At 61.1% G+C, this 23,265-nt stretch carries 20 protein-coding genes and 1 pseudogene; 7 read left to right on the top strand and 14 right to left on the bottom strand.

The window, feature by feature from the left end:
* Positions 1-2: 2 nt before the first annotated feature.
* Complete coding sequence (locus WH299_RS02555) at positions 3-878, top strand: aldose 1-epimerase (protein WP_339549604.1); 876 nt, start codon at positions 3-5, stop codon at positions 876-878.
* Here WH299_RS02555 and WH299_RS02550 read toward each other — a convergent pair.
* The 3 genes from WH299_RS02550 to WH299_RS02540 all read right to left on the bottom strand — a co-directional run bounded on the left by WH299_RS02550 (position 858) and on the right by WH299_RS02540 (position 5,087).
* A complete protein-coding gene (locus WH299_RS02550) occupies positions 858-2,003 on the bottom strand; it encodes an HlyD family secretion protein (RefSeq protein WP_122729244.1) in 1,146 nt (381 codons plus the stop codon). The two genes, WH299_RS02555 and WH299_RS02550, sit on opposite strands and share 21 nt — an antisense overlap.
* Positions 2,000-3,646: an MFS transporter gene (locus WH299_RS02545; protein ID WP_028616961.1), complete on the bottom strand. Its 1,647-nt coding sequence runs from the start codon at positions 3,644-3,646 to the stop codon at positions 2,000-2,002. The genes WH299_RS02550 and WH299_RS02545 overlap by 4 nt, the downstream gene beginning before the upstream one ends.
* Positions 3,647-4,070: 424 nt before the next feature.
* On the bottom strand, positions 4,071-5,087 hold the full coding sequence (locus WH299_RS02540) for an IS110 family transposase (protein WP_126571765.1): 1,017 nt from the start codon (positions 5,085-5,087) through the stop codon (positions 4,071-4,073).
* Positions 5,088-5,263: 176 nt separating this feature from the next.
* Here WH299_RS02540 and WH299_RS02535 point away from each other — a divergent pair.
* Together WH299_RS02535 and yegS are read left to right on the top strand one after the other, a co-directional pair.
* A pseudogene (locus tag WH299_RS02535) lies at positions 5,264-6,431 on the top strand (helix-turn-helix domain-containing protein).
* A gap of 171 nt (positions 6,432-6,602) precedes the next feature.
* The gene (yegS, locus tag WH299_RS02530; RefSeq protein WP_339497896.1) at positions 6,603-7,523 is read left to right on the top strand and encodes a lipid kinase YegS; all 921 of its coding nucleotides are present in this window, start codon (positions 6,603-6,605) and stop codon (positions 7,521-7,523) included.
* On the opposite strand, the gene WH299_RS02525 is transcribed toward yegS, so the two are convergent.
* The 3 genes from WH299_RS02525 to WH299_RS02515 all read right to left on the bottom strand — a co-directional run bounded on the left by WH299_RS02525 (position 7,482) and on the right by WH299_RS02515 (position 9,849).
* Positions 7,482-8,141, bottom strand: a complete 660-nt coding sequence (locus tag WH299_RS02525) for a response regulator transcription factor (protein ID WP_122725681.1) — start codon at positions 8,139-8,141, stop codon at positions 7,482-7,484. The two genes, yegS and WH299_RS02525, sit on opposite strands and share 42 nt — an antisense overlap.
* Positions 8,138-9,028 (bottom strand): sensor histidine kinase, encoded by an 891-nt coding sequence (locus WH299_RS02520; protein WP_122725683.1) that lies wholly within the window; start codon positions 9,026-9,028, stop codon positions 8,138-8,140. Before WH299_RS02520 ends, WH299_RS02525 begins: the two co-directional genes overlap by 4 nt.
* 371 nt (positions 9,029-9,399) lie before the next feature.
* On the bottom strand, positions 9,400-9,849 hold the full coding sequence (locus WH299_RS02515) for a hypothetical protein (RefSeq protein WP_178083562.1): 450 nt from the start codon (positions 9,847-9,849) through the stop codon (positions 9,400-9,402).
* A 540-nt stretch (positions 9,850-10,389) separates the two neighbouring features.
* Here WH299_RS02515 and WH299_RS02510 point away from each other — a divergent pair.
* Together WH299_RS02510 and WH299_RS02505 are read left to right on the top strand one after the other, a co-directional pair.
* Positions 10,390-11,325, top strand: coding sequence for a chemotaxis protein CheV (locus tag WH299_RS02510; protein WP_028617303.1), 936 nt, complete (start codon positions 10,390-10,392; stop codon positions 11,323-11,325).
* A gap of 39 nt (positions 11,326-11,364) precedes the next feature.
* Positions 11,365-12,171: an MOSC domain-containing protein gene (locus tag WH299_RS02505; RefSeq protein WP_123474450.1), complete on the top strand. Its 807-nt coding sequence runs from the start codon at positions 11,365-11,367 to the stop codon at positions 12,169-12,171.
* A 66-nt stretch (positions 12,172-12,237) separates the two neighbouring features.
* Here WH299_RS02505 and ppnP read toward each other — a convergent pair whose 3' ends face one another.
* From ppnP to WH299_RS02465, 8 genes are all read right to left on the bottom strand, one after another.
* On the bottom strand, positions 12,238-12,522 hold the full coding sequence (gene ppnP / locus WH299_RS02500) for a pyrimidine/purine nucleoside phosphorylase (RefSeq protein WP_010208796.1): 285 nt from the start codon (positions 12,520-12,522) through the stop codon (positions 12,238-12,240).
* A gap of 63 nt (positions 12,523-12,585) precedes the next feature.
* Positions 12,586-13,128 carry an exonuclease domain-containing protein gene (locus WH299_RS02495; protein ID WP_028617301.1) on the bottom strand — a complete coding sequence of 181 codons (543 nt, stop codon included), beginning with the start codon at positions 13,126-13,128 and terminating at the stop codon, positions 12,586-12,588.
* A gap of 73 nt (positions 13,129-13,201) precedes the next feature.
* Complete coding sequence (locus tag WH299_RS02490) at positions 13,202-15,085, bottom strand: acetyl/propionyl/methylcrotonyl-CoA carboxylase subunit alpha (RefSeq protein WP_339549529.1); 1,884 nt, start codon at positions 15,083-15,085, stop codon at positions 13,202-13,204.
* A 217-nt stretch (positions 15,086-15,302) separates the two neighbouring features.
* The gene (locus tag WH299_RS02485) at positions 15,303-16,064 is read right to left on the bottom strand and encodes an enoyl-CoA hydratase-related protein (protein ID WP_122725689.1); all 762 of its coding nucleotides are present in this window, start codon (positions 16,062-16,064) and stop codon (positions 15,303-15,305) included.
* Entirely contained in the window at positions 16,061-17,218 is a 1,158-nt protein-coding gene (gene atuD / locus WH299_RS02480) for a citronellyl-CoA dehydrogenase (protein WP_106576488.1), read from the bottom strand. The genes WH299_RS02485 and atuD overlap by 4 nt, the downstream gene beginning before the upstream one ends.
* Before the next feature lie 45 nt (positions 17,219-17,263).
* Complete coding sequence (gene atuC / locus WH299_RS02475; RefSeq protein WP_339549527.1) at positions 17,264-18,880, bottom strand: geranyl-CoA carboxylase subunit beta; 1,617 nt, start codon at positions 18,878-18,880, stop codon at positions 17,264-17,266.
* A gap of 3 nt (positions 18,881-18,883) precedes the next feature.
* Positions 18,884-19,756 (bottom strand): SDR family oxidoreductase, encoded by an 873-nt coding sequence (locus WH299_RS02470; RefSeq protein WP_339549525.1) that lies wholly within the window; start codon positions 19,754-19,756, stop codon positions 18,884-18,886.
* Between the two features lie 13 nt (positions 19,757-19,769).
* Entirely contained in the window at positions 19,770-21,548 is a 1,779-nt protein-coding gene (locus tag WH299_RS02465) for an acyclic terpene utilization AtuA family protein (RefSeq protein WP_339549524.1), read from the bottom strand.
* A 153-nt stretch (positions 21,549-21,701) separates the two neighbouring features.
* Between WH299_RS02465 and WH299_RS02460 the strand changes: the two genes are divergently transcribed.
* Both WH299_RS02460 and WH299_RS02455 read left to right on the top strand, forming a co-directional pair.
* Positions 21,702-22,325, top strand: coding sequence for a TetR/AcrR family transcriptional regulator (locus WH299_RS02460; RefSeq protein WP_122725697.1), 624 nt, complete (start codon positions 21,702-21,704; stop codon positions 22,323-22,325).
* 94 nt (positions 22,326-22,419) lie between these two features.
* Entirely contained in the window at positions 22,420-23,208 is a 789-nt protein-coding gene (locus tag WH299_RS02455; RefSeq protein WP_122725699.1) for a substrate-binding periplasmic protein, read from the top strand.
* Positions 23,209-23,265: the final 57 nt, after the last annotated feature.

Raw genomic sequence — 23,265 nt, 5'->3', positions numbered from 1 at the left:
TGCTGATTGAACTGCAAGACAACCAGACCCACCTTACCCTCGCGCCGGCCACGGGAGGCAGCATCGTCAACTGGACGGTGCTCGCCACCGGCCAGCCGCTGTTGCGGCCCAGCGATGCGCACGCGATCAACACCGGGTTGCCAGGCAAGCTGGGGTGCTATCCCTTGGCGCCCTGGTCCAACCGGATTGCCGAAGGGGGCTTCGACAACCCCGACGGCTGGCTGGCGCTGGCGCCCAATAGCTTGACCGACCCGCTGCCGATTCACGGTTCGGCCTGGCAACAGGCATGGCAGGTGGTCAGCCAAGCAGCGGATGAAGTTGTGCTGGAAGTGGTGTGCGACGTGCCGTTTGCCTATCGCGCCGAGCAGCGGTTTCGGTTGGAGAACGGTGAGCTGAGCATCACTTTGCGCGTGACGCATCTGGCGGAAAAGCCCGCGTGGCATGGGCTGGGATTGCATCCGTATCTGCCGCGCACGGCGAGTACGCGGTTGCAGGCCAAGGCGTCACAGGTGTGGATGAGCGACGCCGCCAAGTTACCGACAGAGCTGGCGCCGGTGCCCACCGCTTGGGATTTCCAGCAGTTGAAAAGCCTGCCTGACGGCCTGGTCGACAACGGTTTTTGCGACTGGGACGGCCATTGCCTGATCGAGCAACCGGAGCCGGGTTACACCCTGGAATGCCAGGCCACGGGGAGTGATTACTTCCTCCTCTACTGCCCGCCGGGGCTGGGATTTTTTTGTATTGAGCCGGTGAGTCACCCGGTGAATGCCCATCACCTGCCAGGGCGGCCTGGGCTGAAGCTGTTGGAGCAAGGCCAGTCCGCGGAGCTGGCCTTTACCCTCAAGTATCAACCCCTCTCAAGGCGGGCTGTTGTTTAACCGCCCCGCCGTATCAATACTGACGACCACCGACAACCCCGGTCGCAACCGTTCACTCTCGGCCTGGTCCGGGTCCACCATGATCCGCACCGGCACGCGCTGGGCGATCTTGACGAAGTTGCCGGTGGCATTGTCCGCCTGCAACAGGCTGAACTCCGAGCCCGTGGCCGGGGAAATATGCTGCACCGTGCCGCGGAATTTGCGGTGGTTCAGCGCATCCACCGTGAAAGTCACCGGCTGGCCGACCTGTACGTTGTCCATCTGGGTTTCCTTCATGTTGGCGATCACCCACAACTGCGGCGGCACCAGCGCCATCAACTGTGCGCCGGAGTTGACGTAGGCCCCAAGCCGCACGCCGATCTGCCCCAACTGGCCGTCGCGAGGCGCGGTGATGCGGGTATTGGACAGGTCGATGCGCGCCAGTTCCACCGCCGCCTCGGCACTGGCCACGGCTGCTTCCAGGGAACCACGGTTGACGATTACCGTCTGCAGGTCCTGCCGGGCGATTTCCAGGCTGGCCTGGGCTTGCGCCACAGCGGCGATGGTCTGTGCGTTGGCGGCGCGGGTCACGTCCAGCTCGCGCTTGGACACCGAGCCATCGCTGATCAGCTCTTCGTTGCGGCGCAAATCGGCCGTGCTCTTGCGCGCCTGCGCCTGGCTGTCCGCCAAGGCTGCCTGACGCAACTTGATGGTGGCTTCGGCGCTGTTGCGCTGTTGCACCACATTCGCCAACGACGCCTGCTGCACCGCCAACTGCGCCAGCGCCTGGTCCAGGCGCTGCTTGTAGATGCGGTCGTCGAGGCGCACCAGCAGGTCGCCGGCCTTCACGTGCTGGAAATCCTGCACCGGCACCTCGAACACATAGCCGCTGAGCTGCGGCCCGATAATCGTGACCTGCCCGCGCACCAGCGCGTTCTCGGTGGTTTCCACCGCGCTGCTGAACGGCGGCAACTGCCAGGCGTACAGCACAATCAGCACGCCGACGATGGCGATTGCGGCAAAGCCCAGGGACGAGATGATCCGCACCCGTAACGGGCGCAGCTCAGTGGGCACCGCGCCGGGTGGGGTGCTGCCCTCCGGGGTGGAGGCGATGGCAGTGGTCGTGGTGGTCGAAGGTTCGGTCATGAAGGTGCGCCGCTGGGTTGAACGGGAGTGGCTGCTGCTCGAGTGGTACTCATCAGCCACAGACTGCGGATAAAGATCCAGATCATGGTGAGTATCGCGATGATCGCGATCAACATGAAGACATCGTTGTAGGCCATCACGTTCGCCTCACGGGTCGCCGCCGTGGCCAGGCTGCGAATGCCCATCAGGTTGCGCAGCTCGGGGTCAGCGACAATGCCGCCGTAGGCCGAGCCGCCGCTCTGCACCCGCGCGGCCACACGCGGGTCGAGCAAGGTCAGGTGTTCGACGATCATGCTGGAGTGATACTTCTCGCGCACGATCTGGAACGTCCCCAGCAACGCCGCGCCAATCAGGCCGCCGAGGTTCTGGCAGATGCCGAACATCACCGAAAAACTCACCAGGTTGCGCGGGTTGGTCAGCACGTTCTTGGTGCCCAACACCATGGTCGGGCCGAGGAAGAACGTGCCGCCGAAGCCTAGCAGGAACTGGCTGATGTACAGGTTCTGTGGGCGGGTGAGATTACTGGAAAAACTGTCCATCACCGAGCCGGTAGCCATCAGCGCCAGGGAAATCACCAGCGGCATCAACAGGTGCGCCGGGTTGATGGTCAACGCACTGACCACCAGCCCGGCAATCGCCCCGGCGAGCATCACCACGTACAGGGTGTGCATCTGCTGGTAGCTCATGTTCAACATCTGCATGAACCCCACCGCGCCGGTGGACTGCTCGGACAGCACCATGCGAATCAGGATCACTGCCAGCGCCAGGCGGATCATCACGCCACTGCCCAGCCAGCGGGTCATCAGCATCGGGTTCGCACGGTTATGCTCGATGGCCAGGCCGGCCATGATCAGCACCAGGGAACAGGCCGAGGCAATGCCGATCCAGGGCGCTTCCAGCCACCAGTCGATGCGGCCCAGGGACAGCACCGCGCAAAGCAAGGCGACGCCGGTGGCGAGGATCGCGAAGGTGAGGAAGTCGAGTTTTTCAAAGGTCTTGAAGCGGTCGCCGGGCGGGAGTTTAAGTAGGAAGACGCAACCCAGGCAGATCAGCGCCATGCCCAGCTCGAACAGGTACAGGCCGCGCCATTCGGCGATTTGCAGCAGGTCTTCGGAGAACAGGCGTGCCAAGGGTAAAGCCAGCTGCGCGGTGCCCAAGCCCAGCACCAGCGCCTTTAAGCGCCACTTGGCCGGGAACGCCTGGATCATGTAGTACAAGCCCAACGAACTCAGCGCCGCGCCGACCATCCCATGGGCTGCGCGCACGGCGATGGCCGAGTTGAGGTCGTTGACGAACAAGTGGCCAAAGGTGACCAGCGCGTACAGCACCAGGAACACTTCGGTGAAGGCGCGCAGGCCGAACTGTTGGCGGAACTTCACCAGCAGCAGGTTCATGCAGACGTTGGTCATGACGTAGGCGGCGGGGAGCCAGGCCATTTCGGCGGTGGTCGCGCCGAGGGCGCCTTGCAGGTATTGCAGGTTGGCGATGACCAGCGCGTTACCCAGGCCCCCGGTGATTGCCACCAGCACGCCGACCAGCGCGAACAGCCAACGCTTGTGCGTGGGGTGCAGCGGGGTGGACGGTGAACCTGGGAGGCTTGGGCGCTCGTGGGGTTCCCAGGTGTGGGGGGTGTATTTGTTCATTCGGTGACCTAGATGGACCGACCCGGGGAGTCGGTGAAAGCATACTCAGAGAGTAGTAAACCTGAGGGGAGTTCATCTTGTCATGTAGGGGGGGGTACATATCCGTTGCTGCGGTCACGGCCGCTTATGGTTCCGCCCTTACGGCGGGTCACTTTTGGAAAAGAGCCCCAAAAGTAACCAAATGTATGGTCAGCCCACCTTTTGCTATCCAGTCACGATGAACGGTAAATCAGGCTTGCGCTAATGTATCCGGGCTCCTTGTGAGCGCGGTTACGCGCTCGGCCCTTGATGAGTATCCGCTCCTGCCTGTCCTGAAAAGGGCTTCAGCTTAGATAGCTATTTTGCTTATCAGGTTCTCAGCCAGGGTATCTGCCGTTTATCGCCATCACTTACTGACGTCGCAAAAGCCGGTGGTAAAACTGGATTACGCGGTGAAATGTCCGTTGTAGGTGCCACCTTTGGTCAACAGCGCCCAGATGATCCTGGCCATTTTATTAGCCAGCGCACAAGCAACTTTGTTGAGAGGTTTTCGAGCCAGTAGATTTCTGGCCCAGACGCCAAGGGCGTCGTTTCGTTTGTCGATTCGATAAAGCAAGGTTTGGGCGCCCTGCATCAACAAGGTTCGCAAATACCTGTCCCCACGCTTGCTGATACCCAGCAACGTGGTTTGCCCTCCGGTCGAGTATTGCCGTGGCACCAGCCCCAACGAAGCCGAAAAATCTCGGGACGATTTGTATATCGAAGCGTCCCCGACATCGGCCACCAGCGCGCTAGCGATGAGGGGGCCGATGCCGGGGATGCTCTGTAATCTTTTACCAGCGTCACTCCCGTTTACCTGCTGCTTGATCTCGGTATCCAGCGCTTTGATTTCGCTGGTCAATTGGCGAATGTCATCAAGCATCCGATTGATAGCCTGGCGCAGGCGCAGAGGTAGATTGTGCTCTTCCATCAATGCAGGAACCCGCTCCAATGCGGCATAGCCGGCAGGAAAGATAACGCCAAACTCCAGTAAGAATCCGTGCACCTGGTTGATCACGCCAGTGCGTCGACTCACCAGTGATTTACGCAGTTTATGTACGGTCGACAGCACCTGCTGGTCAACCGATTTCACCTGCACAGAGCGTGTCCTGGGGCGTGATGCGGCCTCGCAGATAGCCTCGGCATCAATGAAGTCGTTCTTGTTGCCGGTGACGTAAGCCTTCACATGCTGCGGCGCAATCAGTTGGACCTGATGACCGAGCTTGGTGATTTCTCTGGCAAGAAACTGTGATCCGCCACAGGATTCCATGGCAACTTTGCAGGGTGGCATTTGTGCAAGTAATGGCAGTAACTGGCTACGATTGAGCTTTTTGCGCAGTACCTGATGGCCTTGTGCGTCTTGGCCGTGCAAGTGGAAGCTATTCTTGCCAATGTCGATGCCTAGAATCGTTACGCTGTTCATGAGAAAGCCTCCTCAGGAAAAGTGAGAACCTCAGTAGTGTAGACCTGAGGTTCTCGCCGGGCTGACCATCTCATTAGGCCTTCGCGGGTATGACTCACCCACATGGGTTACAAATCAGTTCACGCACATAGGTAACAGTTTTTAACTGGCAAGGTCGACTTCGCGAGGATCTGACCATGCCCTGGAGAGAGCTGAAACCTATGGACCTCAAAGTGATGTTCATCGCCGAGTATCTGTCTGAAAAGCACAGCTTTAGCCAGCTGTGCCAGGACTATCAGATCAGCCGGAAGACTGGTTACAAATGGGTCGAGCGGTACGAGGCAGAAGGCCCCTGTGGGCTTGATGAACGTAGTCGCCGTCGGCACCACCAGACCTATGTGGTGCCCTTGGCAGTAAGGCAGGCGATCATCGAGCTTCGTTCTATTGGCGAGACAGTGCCAGGCCCAAAGAAGATCCAGAACGATCTGAAGCGACGTTTTCCGGGTGAGGATCCACCGTCGAAAACGACTATTTACAACATACTCAAGGCAGCCGATTTGATCACACCTAGGCTCTTGCGCCAGCGTGTTGCTGTCTATCCTAAGCCTTTGCGTAAAGCAGAATTACCTAATCAGCTCTTCAGTGCCGACTACAAGGGCCAGTTCCTGACAGGCGCCGGTGTGTGGTGCTATCCGTTGACGATAATGGATCACGCGAGCCGCTTTTTGCTGGCTTGCGAGAGCATGGCGAGTACCAATCTCAAAGAGACCCAGCAGACTTTCGAGCGGGTTTTTCGAGAGCATGGAATGCCTGAGCGTATCCGCACCGATAATGGTGTGCCGTTTGCAAGCAAGGGACGTGCCGGGCTGTCTCAGCTGTCGATCTGGTGGCTGAGGTTAGGGATCATTCCTGAACGAATTGAGCCAGGCCGCCCAGAGCCGCCATGAACGGATGCACCGGACACTGAAAAGTACCTTGCCCCAACCGCCGGCGGTTGCCTGGGACGCTCAGCAAAAACACTTTGATCGTTTCATGCAGCACTATAATTATGAGCGGGGACACGAGGCACTTAGCCAGAAAACCCCGGCGTCTTGCTATACACCCTCGGCCCGAACTTACCCGGAGAAGCTGCCGGAAATGGGGTATGCAAGCCATGTTGAGTGTTACCTGGCTGACTGTAGTGGAGTTATTAGTCGCTCAGGTCTGCGGATTTATGTGGGGCATTTACTTCGACACCAGACCATTGGCATGGAGATGATTGGTGACGGGATATGGAACGTGATTTTCGGTCCGGTGATTTTGGGGCGTGTTAATGCTAGGGATGCAAAGAACGGCTACATTTCGATCAAAGTGTCACCTATGTGAATGCACTTTTTTGTAACCCATGTGGTTGTCCCGTACACGGAACCCAAAGTGGCCGTTACCCAAAAAACGAATATGTACTCAATCATCCAATTTTTTTCCCATCCAATGGCTTTTTTCTCCCCGCCCAAGGTCCACATCCCCCAAGCACCCTTGAATCAGGAGATTCCCGCAATGACCACCCCCAAAGCCCTGTTGATCCTCCACGGCAAGCAAGCCCTCAACGAGGACGTCCGCACCGCCGTGCAGGCACGGCGCGAGCAGGGCGGCGAGTTGGCAGTGCGGGTCACCTGGGAAGGCGGCGACGCCCAGCGGCTGGTCAACGAAGCCCTCACTGACGGCTACACCCATATCATCGCCGGTGGCGGCGACGGCACCCTGCGCGATGTGGCCGAAGCCATGGCCCAGGCCAAGACCGACGCCAGCCTGGTGCTGATGCCCCTGGGCACCGCGAACGATTTCGCCAAGGCCGCTGGCGTGCCGCTGGAGCCCGCCCAGGCCCTGGCGCTGCTGGACGTGCCGCCAAGGGCGATCGACCTCGGTCAGGTCGGGGGGCAGATCTTCCTCAACATGGCGACAGGTGGTTTCGGCAGCCAAGTCACCGCCAACACTTCCGAGGACTTGAAGAAAGTCCTGGGCGGCGCCGCCTACCTGTTCACGGGCTTGACGCGGTTCAGCGAATTGAAGGCCGCCTACGCCGAGCTGGATGGCCCGGATTTCCATTGGAAAGGCGAGTTGCTCGCGCTGGGTATAGGCAACGGTCGCCAGGCGGGCGGAGGGCATGAGCTATGCCCAGGCGCCATGGCCGATGATGGTTTGCTGGATATCAGCATCCTGCCCGCACCCCAGGAAGTGGTCGGCACTCTGCGCGAGCTGATGAACAATGGCTGGGGCCTGGACACCATGTTTGTGCGGGCGCGCCTGCCATGGGTGAATATCAAGGTCGCACAAGGCCTGTATATCAACCTGGATGGCGAACCTCTGGAGGGCGATGACCTGCATTTCGAGGCCCTGCCCAAGGCCCTGCGCGTGCACCTGCCGGTGGATTCGCCGTTAGTCGTCCAGGCTGATGATCTGCTCGCGCACCGCAAATAACACCAGGCCGGCCACGTCGAAAATCTGCAAACGCTTCATGATCTGCGAGCGGTGCGCTTCCACGGTCTTGATGCTCAGGCCCAGGCCGTGGGCGATTTCCCGGGTGGACTTGCCGCGCACAATCAACCGCAGAATCTCCAGCTGCCGCGCGGTAAGGTTATGGCTATGGCCGGCCGGGGTGGTGGGGCCCTGGCTGCGCACCAGCGCCTGGTTGATCACCGTGTGGGCAATCGCCGGGCTCAGGTAGCGCTCGTTGTTGCGCAGGGCCAGCAACGCGTGTTCCAGCTCGTTGGCGGTGGTGTCCTTGAGCAGGTAGCCGTGGGCGCCGGATTCCAGCGCGCACATGATCAGTTCCGGGTCGGTGTGCATCGACAGGATCAGCACGCGGCTCTTGGGGTAGGCGCGCTTGAGTTGCTGCAGGGCATCCAGCCCACCGGTGTGCTTCATCGACAGGTCCAACAGCACGATATCGGGTAGCAGGGCGCTGAACTGCTCCAGCAACTGTACGCCATCGCTGGCCTCACCGACCACCGTGTAGCCGGGAATGTCCTGGACCAGCGCGCGTACGCCGGCCCGGATCAGAGCATGGTCATCCACCAGGAGTAATGTGCAGGTCACTCGATAACCTTAGGGGAACTGGCCCGTTCGAGGGCGCGGGGCGCCCAGGGGAAAAGCGCGTCGATCCGTGTCCCTTTGCCTGGCTGGCTGTTGACGGATAACGAACCGCCAAGCTGATCAATCCGCTCGGACATGCCGGCCATGCCTCGTTGGCCTTCCAGGCCCGGGTTGATGGCCGGCGAAAAACCCTGGCCGTCATCGCAGATGCTCAGCGACAGGCCCTCGGGCAGGCGTTGCAGGCGTACCAGCAGATTGCGCGCCTGGGCGTGGCGTAGCATGTTGGTCACCGCTTCCTGGGTGATGCGAAAGGCCGCCACGGCCATTTCTTCCGGGATGCCGGTCAACCGCTGCTGGCATTCCAGGCTCCAGTGAATTGGGGTGTTTTCCAGGGTCTTGAGCAGGTGCGCGCGCAGGCTGGCTTCCAAACCCAGGCTGGCCAATTGGCGAGGGTTGAGGATGGCGGAGACGTCACGCACCTTGGCCAGGGTTTCATTCAGGGTGTTGCACAGCACCGTGCATTGGCTTTGCAGGTCTTCGGGCAGGCGGCGCTTGAGCCATTCGCTTTGCAGCTTGGCGGCGGTGAGCAGTTGGCCAATATCGTCATGCAATTCGCGGCTGAGGCGGTGGCGTTCGTTTTCCTGCACTTGCAGCAGGCGATCGGCCAGTTCCTGGGGCTGGAACTTGATGGATTTACGCGAGTGCCACTGTTGCAGGCCGACCACCACCAGCGTGGCCAGGTTAAGTACCACCAGCAGCGGCAAGGCGGCGGAGAAGCTGTAGGCCCACAGGCTCAGCAGTAGCGAGCCAAGGCACAGGGCGAGGATCAGACGGCGTGCATTGCTGCGGGACGCGGACCTTGCGATGAGTGTCTTGAGGTTGGCGTACATAGCGGATGGAGCCAATGAAGGTTCGCTGCGGGAAGTCCGGTCATGGCGGCTGACAGGACTCTGTTTGGAATGCGTTATCGAATCGTTTTTATGCATGATGAAGTTGAGTCACTTCGAGTCGGGCATAGTACCACCACTGTTACCGTTGGTCGCCTGGTGCCGTGCCTGGCAAGGGGTATTAACTGCGCAAATGCTCCGGGCGGTATTCCCAGAGTTCATGGAGTGGGGGGGTTATATTATTTTTGTTTGGTTGTATCGATATTACCGTTAATGGCTAATTGATATCTTTTTCTGCTCAGTTCAACTCGGTTGGATTAACGGCTTATGTCGTTTTCAGACAACTTCAGGTTTAAATACGACCTGCGATCTATTCAGGACGCGTGATGCGTGCGTTGCTGTGGTTTAAAGCTGAAATCCTTTTGTGGAATATGCAGCGTTACCGTAGCAATCAGCGTGGTCTGCTCCGCTTCATCCAGTGCCAACTGACCTGTCTTTACATCAATCAACTCCAACTGCCAGGCCAGCAACTTGAGGCACTCCTCCAGGGCGTCCAAGGCTTGATCATGCAATTGCAGGGGGCTTTCGGCATTGGCGATCAGGTACTGGATATGCCGTGAAAATTCGCTGATCGCTTGCAGGGCAAGGCAGTCGGCCTTTTCAGCGAGCTTGATCAGGCTGATCTTCATGCAGTCGATGGCGTCACTGTCGTTTCGGATCAAGTGCAGGTGGCTCAGGCACTCTTCCGACTTGACCAGCAGCTTTTCAGCTTCATGCAGGAATTCGGGAAGAGCAAGTTGCCACTCCTTACCGTCGTTCATCATGCAAGTCTCCACAACATAAGGTCGGGTGATGAGATGTCGCACCGGGTGAATGGCTTAAAAGTAGCGATCAAATATGACTGGAATCTGTAGGTTGCTTCCGAGTTTTTAGTAGGGCGTTTATTAGAGTGACGGCGACGGCTCTGCGCGGCCCTCGTAGGCGGGGTCAATTGCGCACCTTCAATTGCCGACATCTGGAGGTCTGGAAGGGCCGTGGGCCGAGGGCTTGGGATGGCAAACAAAAGCCTGACTCCATTCATGCATTGAGAATGGCGTCACATTAATGGCTATTAGATATTGCGAATATCAGGTTGGGCCTGATTGTGCATAGGGGAATCCCTTACATAGCGGAACCTTGCATCGAATTGAATGTCGTGCAACGTCGCTGTACCGCTCTGTGGAGAGGCCAGCGCAGTAAACCATGATGTCAGTGTGACATCAATGAATTTACGTGGCATTTTACAAGGGTCAAGGTCTGGCGCTTGCCGCCGATAACAAGCCTTAAGTGAGCAGCACAATCCCTTTGCGCATCAGGAGCTTTTAATGGCTGGCATTCTCGACACGGTAGATCAACGCACGCAGCTGGTGGGTGAGAATCGCCTGGAGATCCTCATGTTCCGCCTGTTCGGGCGCCAGCTGTTCGCGATCAACGTGTTCAAGGTGCAGGAAGTCCTGCAACTGCCCAAGCTGACCTTGATGCCGCAGCGCCATCCTTTCGTCTGCGGCGTGGTCAACCTGCGGGGCCAGACCCTGCCGGTGATCGACCTGTCCCAGGCCATCGGCATGCGCCCGTTGGTGCCGGGCCCTAACAGCACCATTATCGTCACCGAGTACAACCGCTCGGTGCAGGCGTTCCTGGTGGGCGGTGTGGACCGCATCGTCAACATGAACTGGGAAGCTATCCTGCCGCCGCCGACCAGCGCCGGTCGCCAGCATTACCTCACGGCCATCAGCAAGGTCGACGACCAGTTGGTGGAAATCATCGACGTGGAAAAAGTCTTGGCCGAGATCGTGCCGTACAACGCCAAGGTCTCCCGTGAAAAACTCGAAGACCCGGTGCTGGAGCGCGCCCGTGGCCGCGAGGTGCTGCTGGTGGACGACTCCAATGTGGCCCTCTCGCAACTGCGCGACACCCTCGGCCAACTGGGCGTGAAGATGCACATCGCCAGTGACGGCCTCAAGGCGCTGAACATGCTCAAGGCCTGGGCCGACGCCGGCCACGTAATGACCGATAAGCTGCTGATGATCTTCACCGACGCCGAAATGCCCGAGATGGACGGTTACCGCCTCACCACCGAAATCCGCAACGACCCGCGCCTGCGTGGCCTGTATGTAGTGCTGCACACCTCGTTGTCCGGCAGCTTCAACGACTCGATGGTGAAGAAGGTCGGCTGTGACAACTTCCTGTCCAAATTCCAGCCCGACAAGCTGGTCGATGTGGTGCGTCAGCGTCTGATGCTGGACGAAGCGCCCGCTTGACCTTAGGGTGATGGCTTTGCCCCTCAGGAATGCAGGCCCATGCTTCGTCTCAGCGCGTTGTACCGTTACCCCTTGAAGTCCGGCAAGGCCGAAATCCTGCAGCAGGTCGGCCTGGATAAGCTCGGGGTGGACGGGGACCGACGCTGGATGCTGGTGGATGAAGCCAGCGGGCGTTTCCTCACGCAGCGCGCTGTGGCCAAGATGAGTCAGTTGTCGGCGCTGTGGAACAGCAGCGGCGGCCTCACATTGAGTTCTCCGGGCTACGCCGCGCTGGACGTGGCGCTGCCGGGTAGCGACGCCGAATTGCGGGGGGTGACGATCTGGCGTGACACTCTGCGCGTACCGGACGCGGGAGACGCGGCGGCCGCTTGGGTCAGCGACTTCATCGGCAAGCCAACGCGCCTGGTGCAAATCCCCGTTGAACGCGCCCGCACCACCCAGGCCGGTTACGGCAAGGACGACGATCAGGTCGCGTTTGCCGACGGTTACCCGCTGCTGGTGATCGGTCAGGCGTCGCTGGACGATCTTTCCCAACGCATCGGCCGCTCCATGGACATGCTGCGCTTTCGTCCCAACCTCGTCATCGAGGGCAGCGCAGCCTTCGCCGAAGACGGCTGGAAACGCCTGCGCATCGGCGACGTGGAGTTCCGTGCGGTCAAGCCGTGCTCGCGCTGCATCCTCACCACCATCGACCCGCACACCGGCGAGCGCAGCGCCGACCGCGAACCCTTCGCCACGCTGGAGGCTTACCGCAAGACCGAAGACGGTGCGATTTTCGGCCAGAACCTGGTCAACGATGGCATTGGGCGGTTGGAAGTCGGGATGCCGGTGACGATCCTGGAGTAGTTTTCCTCACGTATAAAAAATGCCCGTCTCTTGTGAGACGGGCATTTTTTTGCTTCCGGGAAAGCCTTAGCCGCGGTATTCGCACAGGTAAGCAGTGTCCACGGCGACTTTCAGCTGGAACTTGCTGTTGGCCGGCACGTTGAACTGGCTGCCGGCGGCGAAGGTTTCCCACTCGCTGGCATCTGGCAGTTTGACGGTCAGCGCGCCGGACACCACGTGCATGATTTCACGTTGGGCGGTGCCGAATTCGTATTCGCCGGGGGCCATGACGCCGATGGTCGCCGGACCTTCTGCGGTGCCGAAAGCGATCGACTTGACGGTGCCGTCGAAGTACTCGTTGACTTTAAACATGGGCGATTCCTCGGAAAAGGGTCTGGAAAGGTCGGCCAGTATGCCCAAGGGCAGAGGAGCTGCCTAGACCGGCAAAATCAGCGGCAGCAGGCGCGCCGTATTGCGTGCATCCTCCAGCGCCCGATGTTGCTGGCCATGAAACTGCATCCCCGCCAATTGCAGGGCGCCATTGAGCCCCAGGGGCTTGTCCAGGCGGCGGGCCTTGGCGAAGCGTTGCTTGAGGTTCACATGGGGCGTGGTGGCGAGTGCGCTGGCCAGGCCATGGCGTTGCCATTCCAGTTCCAGTTGCTTGCGATCGTAATCGCCCCAGCTGGCCCAGCCTTCCAGGCGCGGCTGATGCTGGCCCAGCCAGCGCTCGAACAGCGGCCACACCTCGGTAATCGGCGCCGCGCTATCGATGTTGGCCTGGGTGATGTGGGTCAGTTGGCGGCAAAAGGGCGTCAGCAATGGCCGGCGCAGCGGCCGCACAAAGCGCTGGAAGTGGTCCAGCTCGCGGCCCTGGCGGTTGACCAGGCTCGCGCCGATCTCGATGACTTCCATCTCCGTCACGGGCCAGCCGCCTTCATCCGTTGTGGCTTCAAGGTCAATAATCAGCCAATGAGGCATCGTGCAGGTTCCCGTACTCTTCCCTTTCTGTTGGGGATAGAGCGTAGCCCGGCCCTGTAGTTCCGCCTAGGGGCTAGACGATCTCCAGCAGAACCTGACGATTGCGCACCTGATCACCGGCAATCACTTGCACGCCCTTGATCATGCCGTCGATACCGGCCGTCAGCGGATGCTCCATTTTCATGGCTTCGAGCACCAGCAGCAACTGGCCTTTGGTCACGCTGTCGCCGGCGCTGACCCGCACATCGACGATTGCACCGTCCATCGGCGCCTTGACCGTGCCGCTGCTGGCGTCGGCCTGGCGGCTGGCGACTTGCTGGGTGCGGTTGATCACCTTGAGGCCGGGCAGCCACAACTGATTGGCGTCGAGGTGATAGGCGGTGCGGCGCCGGATGCCATTGAAGACCAGGGTGGCGTGGCGACCGTCGGTGGTGAGTTGCAGTGGCTCAGCACTGACGGTATGGATGTTCCCGTTGACCTCCAGGCGATAGGTGCAAGGCGCGCTGGCGTTGTTGCGCCATCCCGCCAGGCCTTGGGGGTGCTGGTTGGCACTGTGCTGGTAAAACAGCGCGGCGGCCAGGGCCAGCTGTTCTGTTGATGGCGTCAGGGGCGGGATTTCGCGGAAGTGCTCAGCGATAAACCCGGTACTGAAATCGCCGCCGACAAAGTCCGGATGCTTGAGCAAATCCACCAGCAGTGGCTGGTTGGTCGCGACCCCCAGCAGCACCGTGTCTTCCACTGCCCGGAGCAATTTGCGTCGCGCCTCTTCGCGAGTGGCGCCATGGGCGATGATCTTGCCCAGCATCGGGTCGTAGAACGGGCTGATGCGTTGGCCTTCCATCACGCCATGGTCGATACGCACGCCAGTGGCTGGGTCCCAGCGCAACACATCGCCGGTTTGCGGCAGGAAGCCTTGGGTCGGGTCTTCCGCGTACAAGCGCACTTCCATGGCGTGGCCGCTGAGGGTGACGTCGGCCTGCGTCAACGGCAGCGGTTGGCCGGCGGCGATCTGCAGTTGCCAGTCCACCAGGTCGAGGCCGGTGATCAGTTCGGTCACCGGGTGTTCCACTTGCAGGCGCGTGTTCATTTCCAGGAAGTAGAACCGACCGTGGCGGTCGAGCAGGAATTCCACGGTGCCGGCGCCGACGTAGTTCACCGCACGTCCGGCCTTCAAAGCGGCTTCGCCCATGGCTTGGCGCAACTCGGGCGTCATGACAGGGCAGGGGGCTTCTTCGATGACTTTCTGGTGGCGGCGCTGGATCGAGCAGTCGCGCTCACCGAGGTAAATGAGGTGGCCGTGGCTGTCGCCGAACAGCTGGATTTCGACGTGGCGCGGGTCGATCAGGGCGTGTTCGAGGATCAGTTCGTCGCTGCCGAAGGCGTTTTTGGCTTCCGAGCGGGCGGTGTGCAGGTTGTCCAGCAGGTCTTTCGATTGGTGTACGAGGCGCATGCCGCGACCGCCGCCGCCGGCGCTGGCCTTGATCATCAGGGGGTAGCCGATGCGGTCGGCTTCCTGTTGCAGGGTGGTGTCGTCCTGGGCGCTGCCTTGGTAGCCGGCGATGCAGGGGACGCCGGCTTCGAGCATGGCGAGTTTGGACAGGCGTTTGCTGCCCATCAGTTCGATGGCCTCAACGCTGGGGCCGATGAAGGTGAGGCCGGCGTGTTGGCAGGCGCGGGCGAAGTCGGGGTTTTCGGAGAGGAAGCCGTAGCCGGGGTGGATGGCATCGGCGCCTGCTCGTTTGGCGGCGTTTATGATGCTTTCTATATTCAGGTACGACTGTTGGACGGGGGCGGGGCCGATGTGGACGGCTTCGTCGGCCATCTGGACGTGCAGGGCTTGGGCGTCGGCTTCGCTGTAGATGGCCACAGTGCGATAGCCTAGGGATTGGGCGGTGCGTTGGATGCGGCAGGCGATTTCGCCGCGGTTGGCGATTAGGATTTTTGTTAGCTGCGGCATTGCTGCGGTCCTCGGGTACATATCCATTTCTGCGGTAACGGCTGCTGGCGGTTCCGCTCTTACAGCGGGTTACCCACGGATTCAAGCCTGCGTTCGGCCAGCGTGTTTGACGGGGCGCCCAAGATCAAAAGCAAAAGCGCGGCGGCCTGGTAGCCGACCGGTAGTGTTTGGGGTGTGCTCGGTTCAAAATGTGGGAGCGGGCTTGCCCGCGAAGGCGTCATCTGCACCACTTCGGTTTCCGCTTCTGCACAAACGCCTGCGTCCCCTCAATCCCTTCCTCACTCCTCACGGCCTCGGCAAACCACTGCGCTCCTCGATCCAGTACTGCCTCAATCGGTTCATCCACACTCGCGAGCAGCAGCGCTTTGGTCCGTGCATTGGCGCCTGGCGCACACTTCAGTACCTGGCTCAACACTTCATCCAATCGTTCTGCCAGCGCCTGCGGATCGCGCTCGGTAAAGTGCACGACCCCCAGTCGCTCGGCTTCTACGCCATCAAAGCGCGCGGCGGTGAGTGCCAAGCGGCGTGCCTGGGTCAGGCCAATCCGCTTGACCACAAAGGGTGCAATCTGTGCCGGCAACAAGCCCAGGCTGGTTTCCGGCAGGCCGAATTGCGCTTGGTGATCGGCGATGGCGATATCGCTCACGCATGCCAGGCCAAAACCGCCGCCCAGCACCGCGCCTTGCAGCACCACGATCACCACTTGCGGCACGGCTTCCACTGCCTGCAGCAAGGTGCCAAACGCCCGGTTCAGCGCCTGGAGTTGATTGCCCGCCGTGACCAGGTCTTTCACGTCCGCCCCGGCGCAAAAGTGCCCGCCCGCGCCGCTGATCACCACGGCCCGCGTCTGGCTGTCCAGCTGCGCCAGCACGTTGCGCAGTTCATTGACCATTTCCAGGCTCATCGCATTGCGGCATTCCGGGCGGTTTAGGGTGATGTGCAGCACACCGTTGTGCGGTTCGAGCAGCAGGGTGTTCATGATTTTTTCCCCGGCAAGGTGCCCATCAGTTTGCAGATGATGCCCAGCATGATTTCGTCGGCGCCGCCGCCGATCGACACCAGGCGCACATCGCGATAGGCGCGGGCCACGGGGTTGTCCCACATGAAGCCCATGCCGCCCCAGTATTGCAGACAACTGTCGCTGACTTCGCGGCCCAGGCGCCCGGCCTTGAGCTTGGCCATGGAGGCCAGGCGGGTCACGTCCTGGCCTTTGATGTATTGCTCGGTGGCCTGGTAGACCAACGCGCGCAGGCATTCGATTTCGGTGGCGAGTTCGGCCAGGCGAAAGTGGATCACTTGGTTGTCGATCAGCGCCTTGCCGAAGGTCTGGCGCTCTTTGCAGTATTCGATGGTGCTGTCGATGCAGTACTCCAGGCCCTTGATCATGTTGGCCGCGCCAAACAGGCGTTCTTCTTGGAACTGCAGCATCTGCATCATGAACCCCGCGCCTTCGTGGCCGATGCGGTTGCGTTGGGGCACGCGCACGCCGTCGAAGAACACCTGGGCAGTCTCGGAGCTGTGCATGCCGAGCTTTTCCAGGGGCGGGCTGACGCTGATGCCGGGGGTGTTCATCGGCACCATGATCAGCGATTTGTTGATGTGCGGTTTGTCGTCGGAGGTGTTGGCCAGCAGGCAGATGAAGTCGGCGCTGGGCGAGTTGGTGATCCACATTTTGCTGCCGTTGATCACGTAGTCGTCACCGTCTTTGCGCGCGTGGGTCTTGAGCCCGGCCACGTCGGAGCCAGCGCCGGTTTCCGAGACGCCGATGCAGCCGACCTGCTCGCCGCTGATCGCCGGGCGCAGGAATTCGTCGCGCAGTTCATCGCTGCCGAAGCGGGCGAGGGCGGGGGTGCACATGTCGGTCTGCACGCCGATCGACATGGGGATGCCGCCACAGCGGATGGTGCCGAACTCTTCGGCGGCGACGATGGAGTAGCTGTAGTCCAGGCCCATTCCACCGAATTGCTCCGGCTTGGAAATGCCCAGCAGGCCGAGGTCGCCGGCCTTGCGGAAGATCTCGTGGATGGGAAAGCGCCCGGCTTTTTCCCATTCGTCCACATGGGGGTTGATCTCGCGGTCGACGAAGGCGCGGACGGTGCGGCGCAATTCCTGGTGTTCCTGGGTAAAGATCATTTTTATTGTGCTCCTTATCGCGACGCGGAGCGTCTCGGGCGAAATTTAGAGGCGTGCTACACCGAAGGTATTGGCTTGCAACTCACGTACCTCGGCCTCATGGCAGATATCCAGCAGAAAGCCCAGCAAGGTTCGCGTATCCCGTGGATCAATCAGTCCGTCATCCCATAGGTTCGCGCTGCCGTAGAGCGCAGTGGACTGGCTGTCGAGCTTCTGCGCGGTGACCTGTTCCAGCATGTCCAGCACCTTGGGGTCCGGCACCAGGCCATCTTTCAGTTGCTTGGCCTCGGTGACAATGCGCAGCACCTTGCCCGCCTGTGCGCCGCCCATCACCGCCGTGCGGCTGTTGGGCCAGGCGAAAATGAAGCGAGGGTCGAGCCCACGGCCGCACATCGCATAGTTGCCGGCGCCATAAGAACCGCCCACCACTATCGTCAGTTTAGGCACCCGTGCATTGGCCACTGCCTGGATCATCTTCGCGCCGTGCTTGATCACGCCTTGCTGCTCCGACTCGGTGCCGACCATGAAACCGGTGGTGTTGTGCAGGAACAGCAACGGCGTGCGGCTCTGGTCGCAGAGCTGGATAAATTGCGCGGCCTTGCTCGCGCCCTTGGGTGTGATCGGGCCATTGTTGCCGATCACACCGACGGCGCGGCCCTGGATGTGCAGGTGGCCGCAGACGGTGTGGGCATCGAACTCGCCTTTGAATTCGAGGAAGTGCGAGCCGTCGGCCAGGCGCGCGAGGATTTCGCGGACGTCGTAGGGTTTTTTCGGGTCGTCGGGGATCAGGCCCAGCAGTTCTTCAATGGGGTACAGCGGTTCTTTATAGGGACGTCTGGGCACTGCGGGCAGGCGATCATTCCAGGGCAGCAGGCCGACGATCTCCCGCGCGATGCGCACGCCATCAGCGTCGTTTTCCGCCAGGTATTCGGCGGTGCCGGCGATTTGCGCGTGCATCTCGGCGCCCCCGAGTTCTTCATCCGTCGCCACTTCACCCGTTGCGGCTTTGAGCAGCGGCGGTCCGGCGAGGAACAGCTTGGCCCGCCCGCGCACAACCACCACGTAATCCGACAGCCCCGGCTGATAGGCGCCGCCGGCCGTGGCCGAGCCGTGTACCACAGTGATCTGCGGCAAGCCCATGGCCGACATGCGTGCCTGGTTGGCAAAGCTGCGCGCGCCCTCCACGAAAATCTCTGCGGCGTAGTTGAGGTTGGCGCCGCCGCTTTCGGCCAGGGTCACCACCGGCAGTTTGTTCTCCATGGCGATCTGTTGCAGGCGCAGGGACTTCTTCAGGCCGGTGGGGGAAATGGTGCCGCCCTTGATCGCGCTGTTATTGGCCACCACCAGCATGCGCACGCCGCTGACGTAGCCGATGCCGGCGATCAACCCACCGCCGGCGGCGCTGCCGTCCTTGTCATCGTGCAGCTTGTAGCCGGCCAGGCTGGCAAGTTCCAGGAACGGCGCGCCGGGGTCCAGCAGCAGGTTGAGGCGCTCGCGGGGCAGTAGTTGGCCGCGTTTGTCGAACTTGGGCTTGGCCTCCTGAGCCTTGGCGAGCAGGTTGGATTCCAACTGATGAAGTTGGGCGATGGTCGCGAGCATGGCCGCGCGGTTTTGCGCGAACTGGGCGCTGTGGGCGTCGATCAGGGATTCAATCACCGGCATGGTTTATTTCTCCGCCCTGAGCACATCCGGCAGGTAAGCACGATGAAAGCCATTGAAGGACTCGCTCGGTGCCTGCGCCTTGTGCAACGGCCAGGCGCGGCTGCCCAGGCTGGCCGCGCCGTCGATGCGCAAGGTGCTGCCGCTAATAAACGCGGCGGCGGGGCTGAGCAGGAACACGATGGCCGCGCTGACTTCCGATTCGGTGCCGATACGCTTGAGCGGCACGTGTTCGCGCAACGTCGGGATCACCGCCTTGAACGCGCCTTCATAGGTGTCCATGCCGCTGGAGGCGATCCAGCCCGGCGCAACGGCGTTGACCCTTACCCCGGCGTAGCCCCATTCGAAGGCGGCGGTCTTGGTGAAGTTGTCCATGCCGGCGCGCGCGGCACCCGAGTGACCCATGCCGGGCATGCCACCCCACATGTCCGCGAGCATGTTGACGATGGCGCCGCCGTGTTTGCTCATGGATTGGTTGAACACTTCGCGGGCCATCAGGAAGCCGCCGACGAGATTGGTGCGGACTACGGTTTCAAAGCCTTTCTGGTTGATTGAAGCCAGCGGTGACGGGTATTGCCCTCCGGCGTTGTTAACCAGGCCGTGGATCGGGCCGTATTGTTGAATGAGGTGGCTGACCAGTGTGGTGACGCTGATTTCGTCGCGAATATCGCAAGCGCCCCACTGCGCAACGCCGCCATCTTCGGCAATTTCCGCCGCGACTCTCTCCAACTTTTCCGGCTTGCGCCCCACCAGGATCACCTGGGCACCCAGGGCCGCCAGTTCATGGGCAGTACAGCGACCAATGCCACTGCCTCCGCCGGTAACAATCACGGTGTGACCCTGGAACAGGTCGGTTTTGAAGATCGAGTCGAAGGCCACGGCAACGCTCCTGTTATTTGAGTAAATCTGCGATCTGTTGCGGCACGGCGATAGGGATTTCCAGCAGTTGCTGGGCGAAGGCCTTGCCCTGCGGGTCGATGCGCAGGCTGGCGATACCGCCGCCGCCCAGGGCGTTTTCCAGCAGGAAGTTGAGGCTGTGGCTGCCGGGCAAATACCAGCGCTCGACGCGACCGTGCACGGGGTCCAACACGTGGCCCATCCAGTCGACGATCACTTCCGGGGTCAGCGCTTCGGCGATCCACGGCAAGTACTCGGGATCGCGGGCGATCACGCCGATATTGCTGTGGTTGCCCTTGTCGCCGGAGCGCGCCACGGCCAGTTTCACCAGCGGTACGCTGGCGTCGGCGCGGCCTTGTGGCTTGGGAGGGTCAATCGGTGCTTCGGGCAGGGCGGGGGCGTCGGCAACCGGCAGGGTGCAGGCGTGGCGTTCCCGTTGAAAGTCGATCAGCAGCTCGCAGGCGGATTTATCGATCAGGAATGAAAACAGCCGGATCAACGGGTACACGGTCGGTCGTCCGCCGACGATGCCGGTCAGGCCCGGCGCCATGCCAGTGGCGGCTTGGGCAATCTCACGAGCGAACAGCACCAGCGCCTGTTTATTCGGGTGACGCACCGCCAGTTTCACCACCACTTCACGGCAGTCCTGGCGCCTTGCGTGAATGCCATAGGTCGCTTCACTGCCGAGCAGTTCGATATTCACCTCGGTGTATGGCGCCCAGCCGCGTTGGCTGAACAGCTCCGAGGTCTTGTCGATGATTGCCTGGCTGACCCGCTCGGCCTTGGCCACTGCGTCGATTCCGGCGATCAGGCAACTGGCGGTGCAGCGGAAACCGTCCGGGTAGGTCGCGCTGACCTTGTACTGATCGGTGGGCGGCAAACCCTTGGCGCCGTGCAGGCGCACGCAGTTTTTGCCCTGCTGCTGCAATTTGACCTGGCTGAAGTCGCAGATCACATCCGGCAGCAGATAGGCGCGCGGGTCGCCGATTTCATACAGCAATTGTTCGGCGACGCTGAGTTCGCTGATCAACCCACCGGTACCGTCGACCTTACTGACGGTGAATTGGCCGTCGGCGCTGACTTCAACGATGGGAAAACCGATGTGTGCGTAGTCCGGCACGTCGCGCCAATCAGTGAAATTACCGCCGGTGCACTGCGCGCCGCATTCGATGATATGCCCGGCCAATGCGGCCTGGGCGAGGCGGTCGTAGTCCTGCCAGGACCAATCGAACTCATGCACCAGCGCCGCGCTGACCACGGCGCTGTCGACCACGCGGCCGGTGATGACGATATCCGCGCCCAGGGCCAGTGCCTGGGTGATGCCCGGTGCGCCGAGGTAAGCATTGGCGGACACGCACACGGGCGGCAAGGGTGTGCCGTTGAACATGTCCGTGATGCCGTGCAGTGGCTTGAGCTGGGGAAGCAGGTCATCGCCCAACAGTACGGCGATTTTGAGTTCGACACCGGCTTTGTCGCACGCCGCTTGCAGGGCGGCGGCACAGGCTTGTGGATGGATGCCGCCAGCATTGCTGATCACGCGAATGCCCTGGCGTTGGATATCCGCCAACAACGGCGTGAGCACGTCGACAAAATCCGTGGCGTAGCCCGCCTGGGGATCCTTCATGCGCGCGCCAGCGAGGATCGACATCGTGACTTCCGCCAAGTAGTCGAACACCAGGTAATCCAGCGTGCCGCCGTTCACTAGTTGGGCGGCGGCGGTGCAGGTGTCGCCCCAGAAGGCGCTGGCACAGCCGATACGAACCGTCTTGCTCATGAGAAATCCTTCCTCGAATGGCTGTGGGCGAGACTACCAAGCAAGCGCTTGGTTTGTAAACTCCAGTCACAAGTTTTACCCGAGCGCTTGCTTGGGTGGCCGCCACGGCCTAAATTGCCGGCCAAGACGTCCGTGGAAGTAGAGGAGAGAGGCATGGATGAGCATAAAGCCCAGCGGGTGATGCGCACCATGGTCGACGGCGGCCAATTGACCGACCCCGACAGCGCCCGGGGCAAGCTGCTGCAGACGGCCGCCCACTTGTTTCGCAACAAAGGCTTCGAGCGCACGACCGTGCGTGACCTGGCCAGTGCTGTGGGCATTCAGTCCGGCAGTATCTTTCACCACTTCAAGAGCAAGGACGAGATCCTGCGTGCGGTGATGGAAGAAACCATCCACTACAACACCGCGATGATGCGCGCGTCCCTTGAGGAAGCCACCAACGTACGCGAGCGGGTGCTGGCGCTGATCCGCTGCGAATTGCAGTCGATCATGGGCGGCAGCGGCGAGGCGATGGCGGTGCTGGTGTACGAATGGCGCTCCTTGTCGGCCGACGGCCAGGCCCAGGTGCTGGCCCTGCGTGACGTGTATGAGGCGTTGTGGCTGCAGGTGCTGGGCGAGGCCAAGGACGCCGGTTACATCAGGGGCGATGTATTTATCACCCGACGTTTTCTGACCGGGGCGTTGTCGTGGACGACCACCTGGTTCCGCGCAGAAGGCAGCATGACCCTCGAACAACTGGCTGAAGAAGCCCTGTTGATGGTTTTAAAGGCCGATTGAAGTGCAAGCTATTAATTTGCCGGTAGAAAGTTGTCTCGCCAGACAAAAACGCCTAGCTTATTGCCATTAGTGTTTTTGAACGGTGTGTGCCTTGATGTTTTCGCCATGGCGGCTGGCTGCAGGACTTACCTTTTGGGCACTGGGCACCGCGTGGTGGATGCCAGCCTCGGCTGCGCAGTTGGTGCGCATCGGTGCGGCGCACTTTCCACCCTACACCGTGCGCCCGGAGCAGGGCGCCGATACGGGGTTGCTGCCGCAACTGGTCGAGGCCTTGAACGCCGCGCAAACCGATTACCAGTTTGTGTTGGTGCCCACCTCTATCCCTCGACGCTTCCGCGATTTCGAGCAGGGCCGAGTCGATATGGCGATCTTCGAAAACCCCGCCTGGGGCTGGCAGAAGATTTCCCACACGACAGTCGACATGGGTCTGGAAGACGCGGAAATTTTCGTCGCCCAGCGTGAGCCCGGCCGTGATCAGGCTTACTTCGCTGACTTGAACGGCAAGCGTCTGGCGGTATTCAGCGGTTATCACTACGCCTTCGCCAACTTCAACCCCGACCCCAAGTACATGGCCGAGCACTTCAATGCCACGTTGACCTACTCCCATGACAGCAACCTGTTGATGGTCGCGCGCGGGCGTGCCGACATCGCCCTGGTGACGCGTTCGTACTTGAGTGACTTCATGGTGCGCAACGCGGATATGGCCGGGCAGTTCCTGGTGTCGGAACGCATTGACCAGGTCTATCACCACTACGCCTTGTTGCGCCCGAAAGCGCCGATTACGGGGGAAGCGTTTGCCGCGTTGCTCAAGCGTTTGCGCGATGATGGCGAGATGCTGAAGATTTTCGAGCCGTATCGTATCGATGTGATGCCGGTGCCCTGACAGGCACGATACAGATCGTCCTGGTGGACATAGGCTCATGTGGGAGCCGGGGGGGGG

This window comes from Pseudomonas sp. MYb541 (assembly GCF_037479595.1).
Classification (GTDB): Bacteria; Pseudomonadota; Gammaproteobacteria; order Pseudomonadales; family Pseudomonadaceae; genus Aquipseudomonas; species Aquipseudomonas canadensis.
The sequence above is the reverse complement of the archived record's forward strand: the minus strand, read 5'-3'. Positions and strand labels throughout refer to the sequence as shown.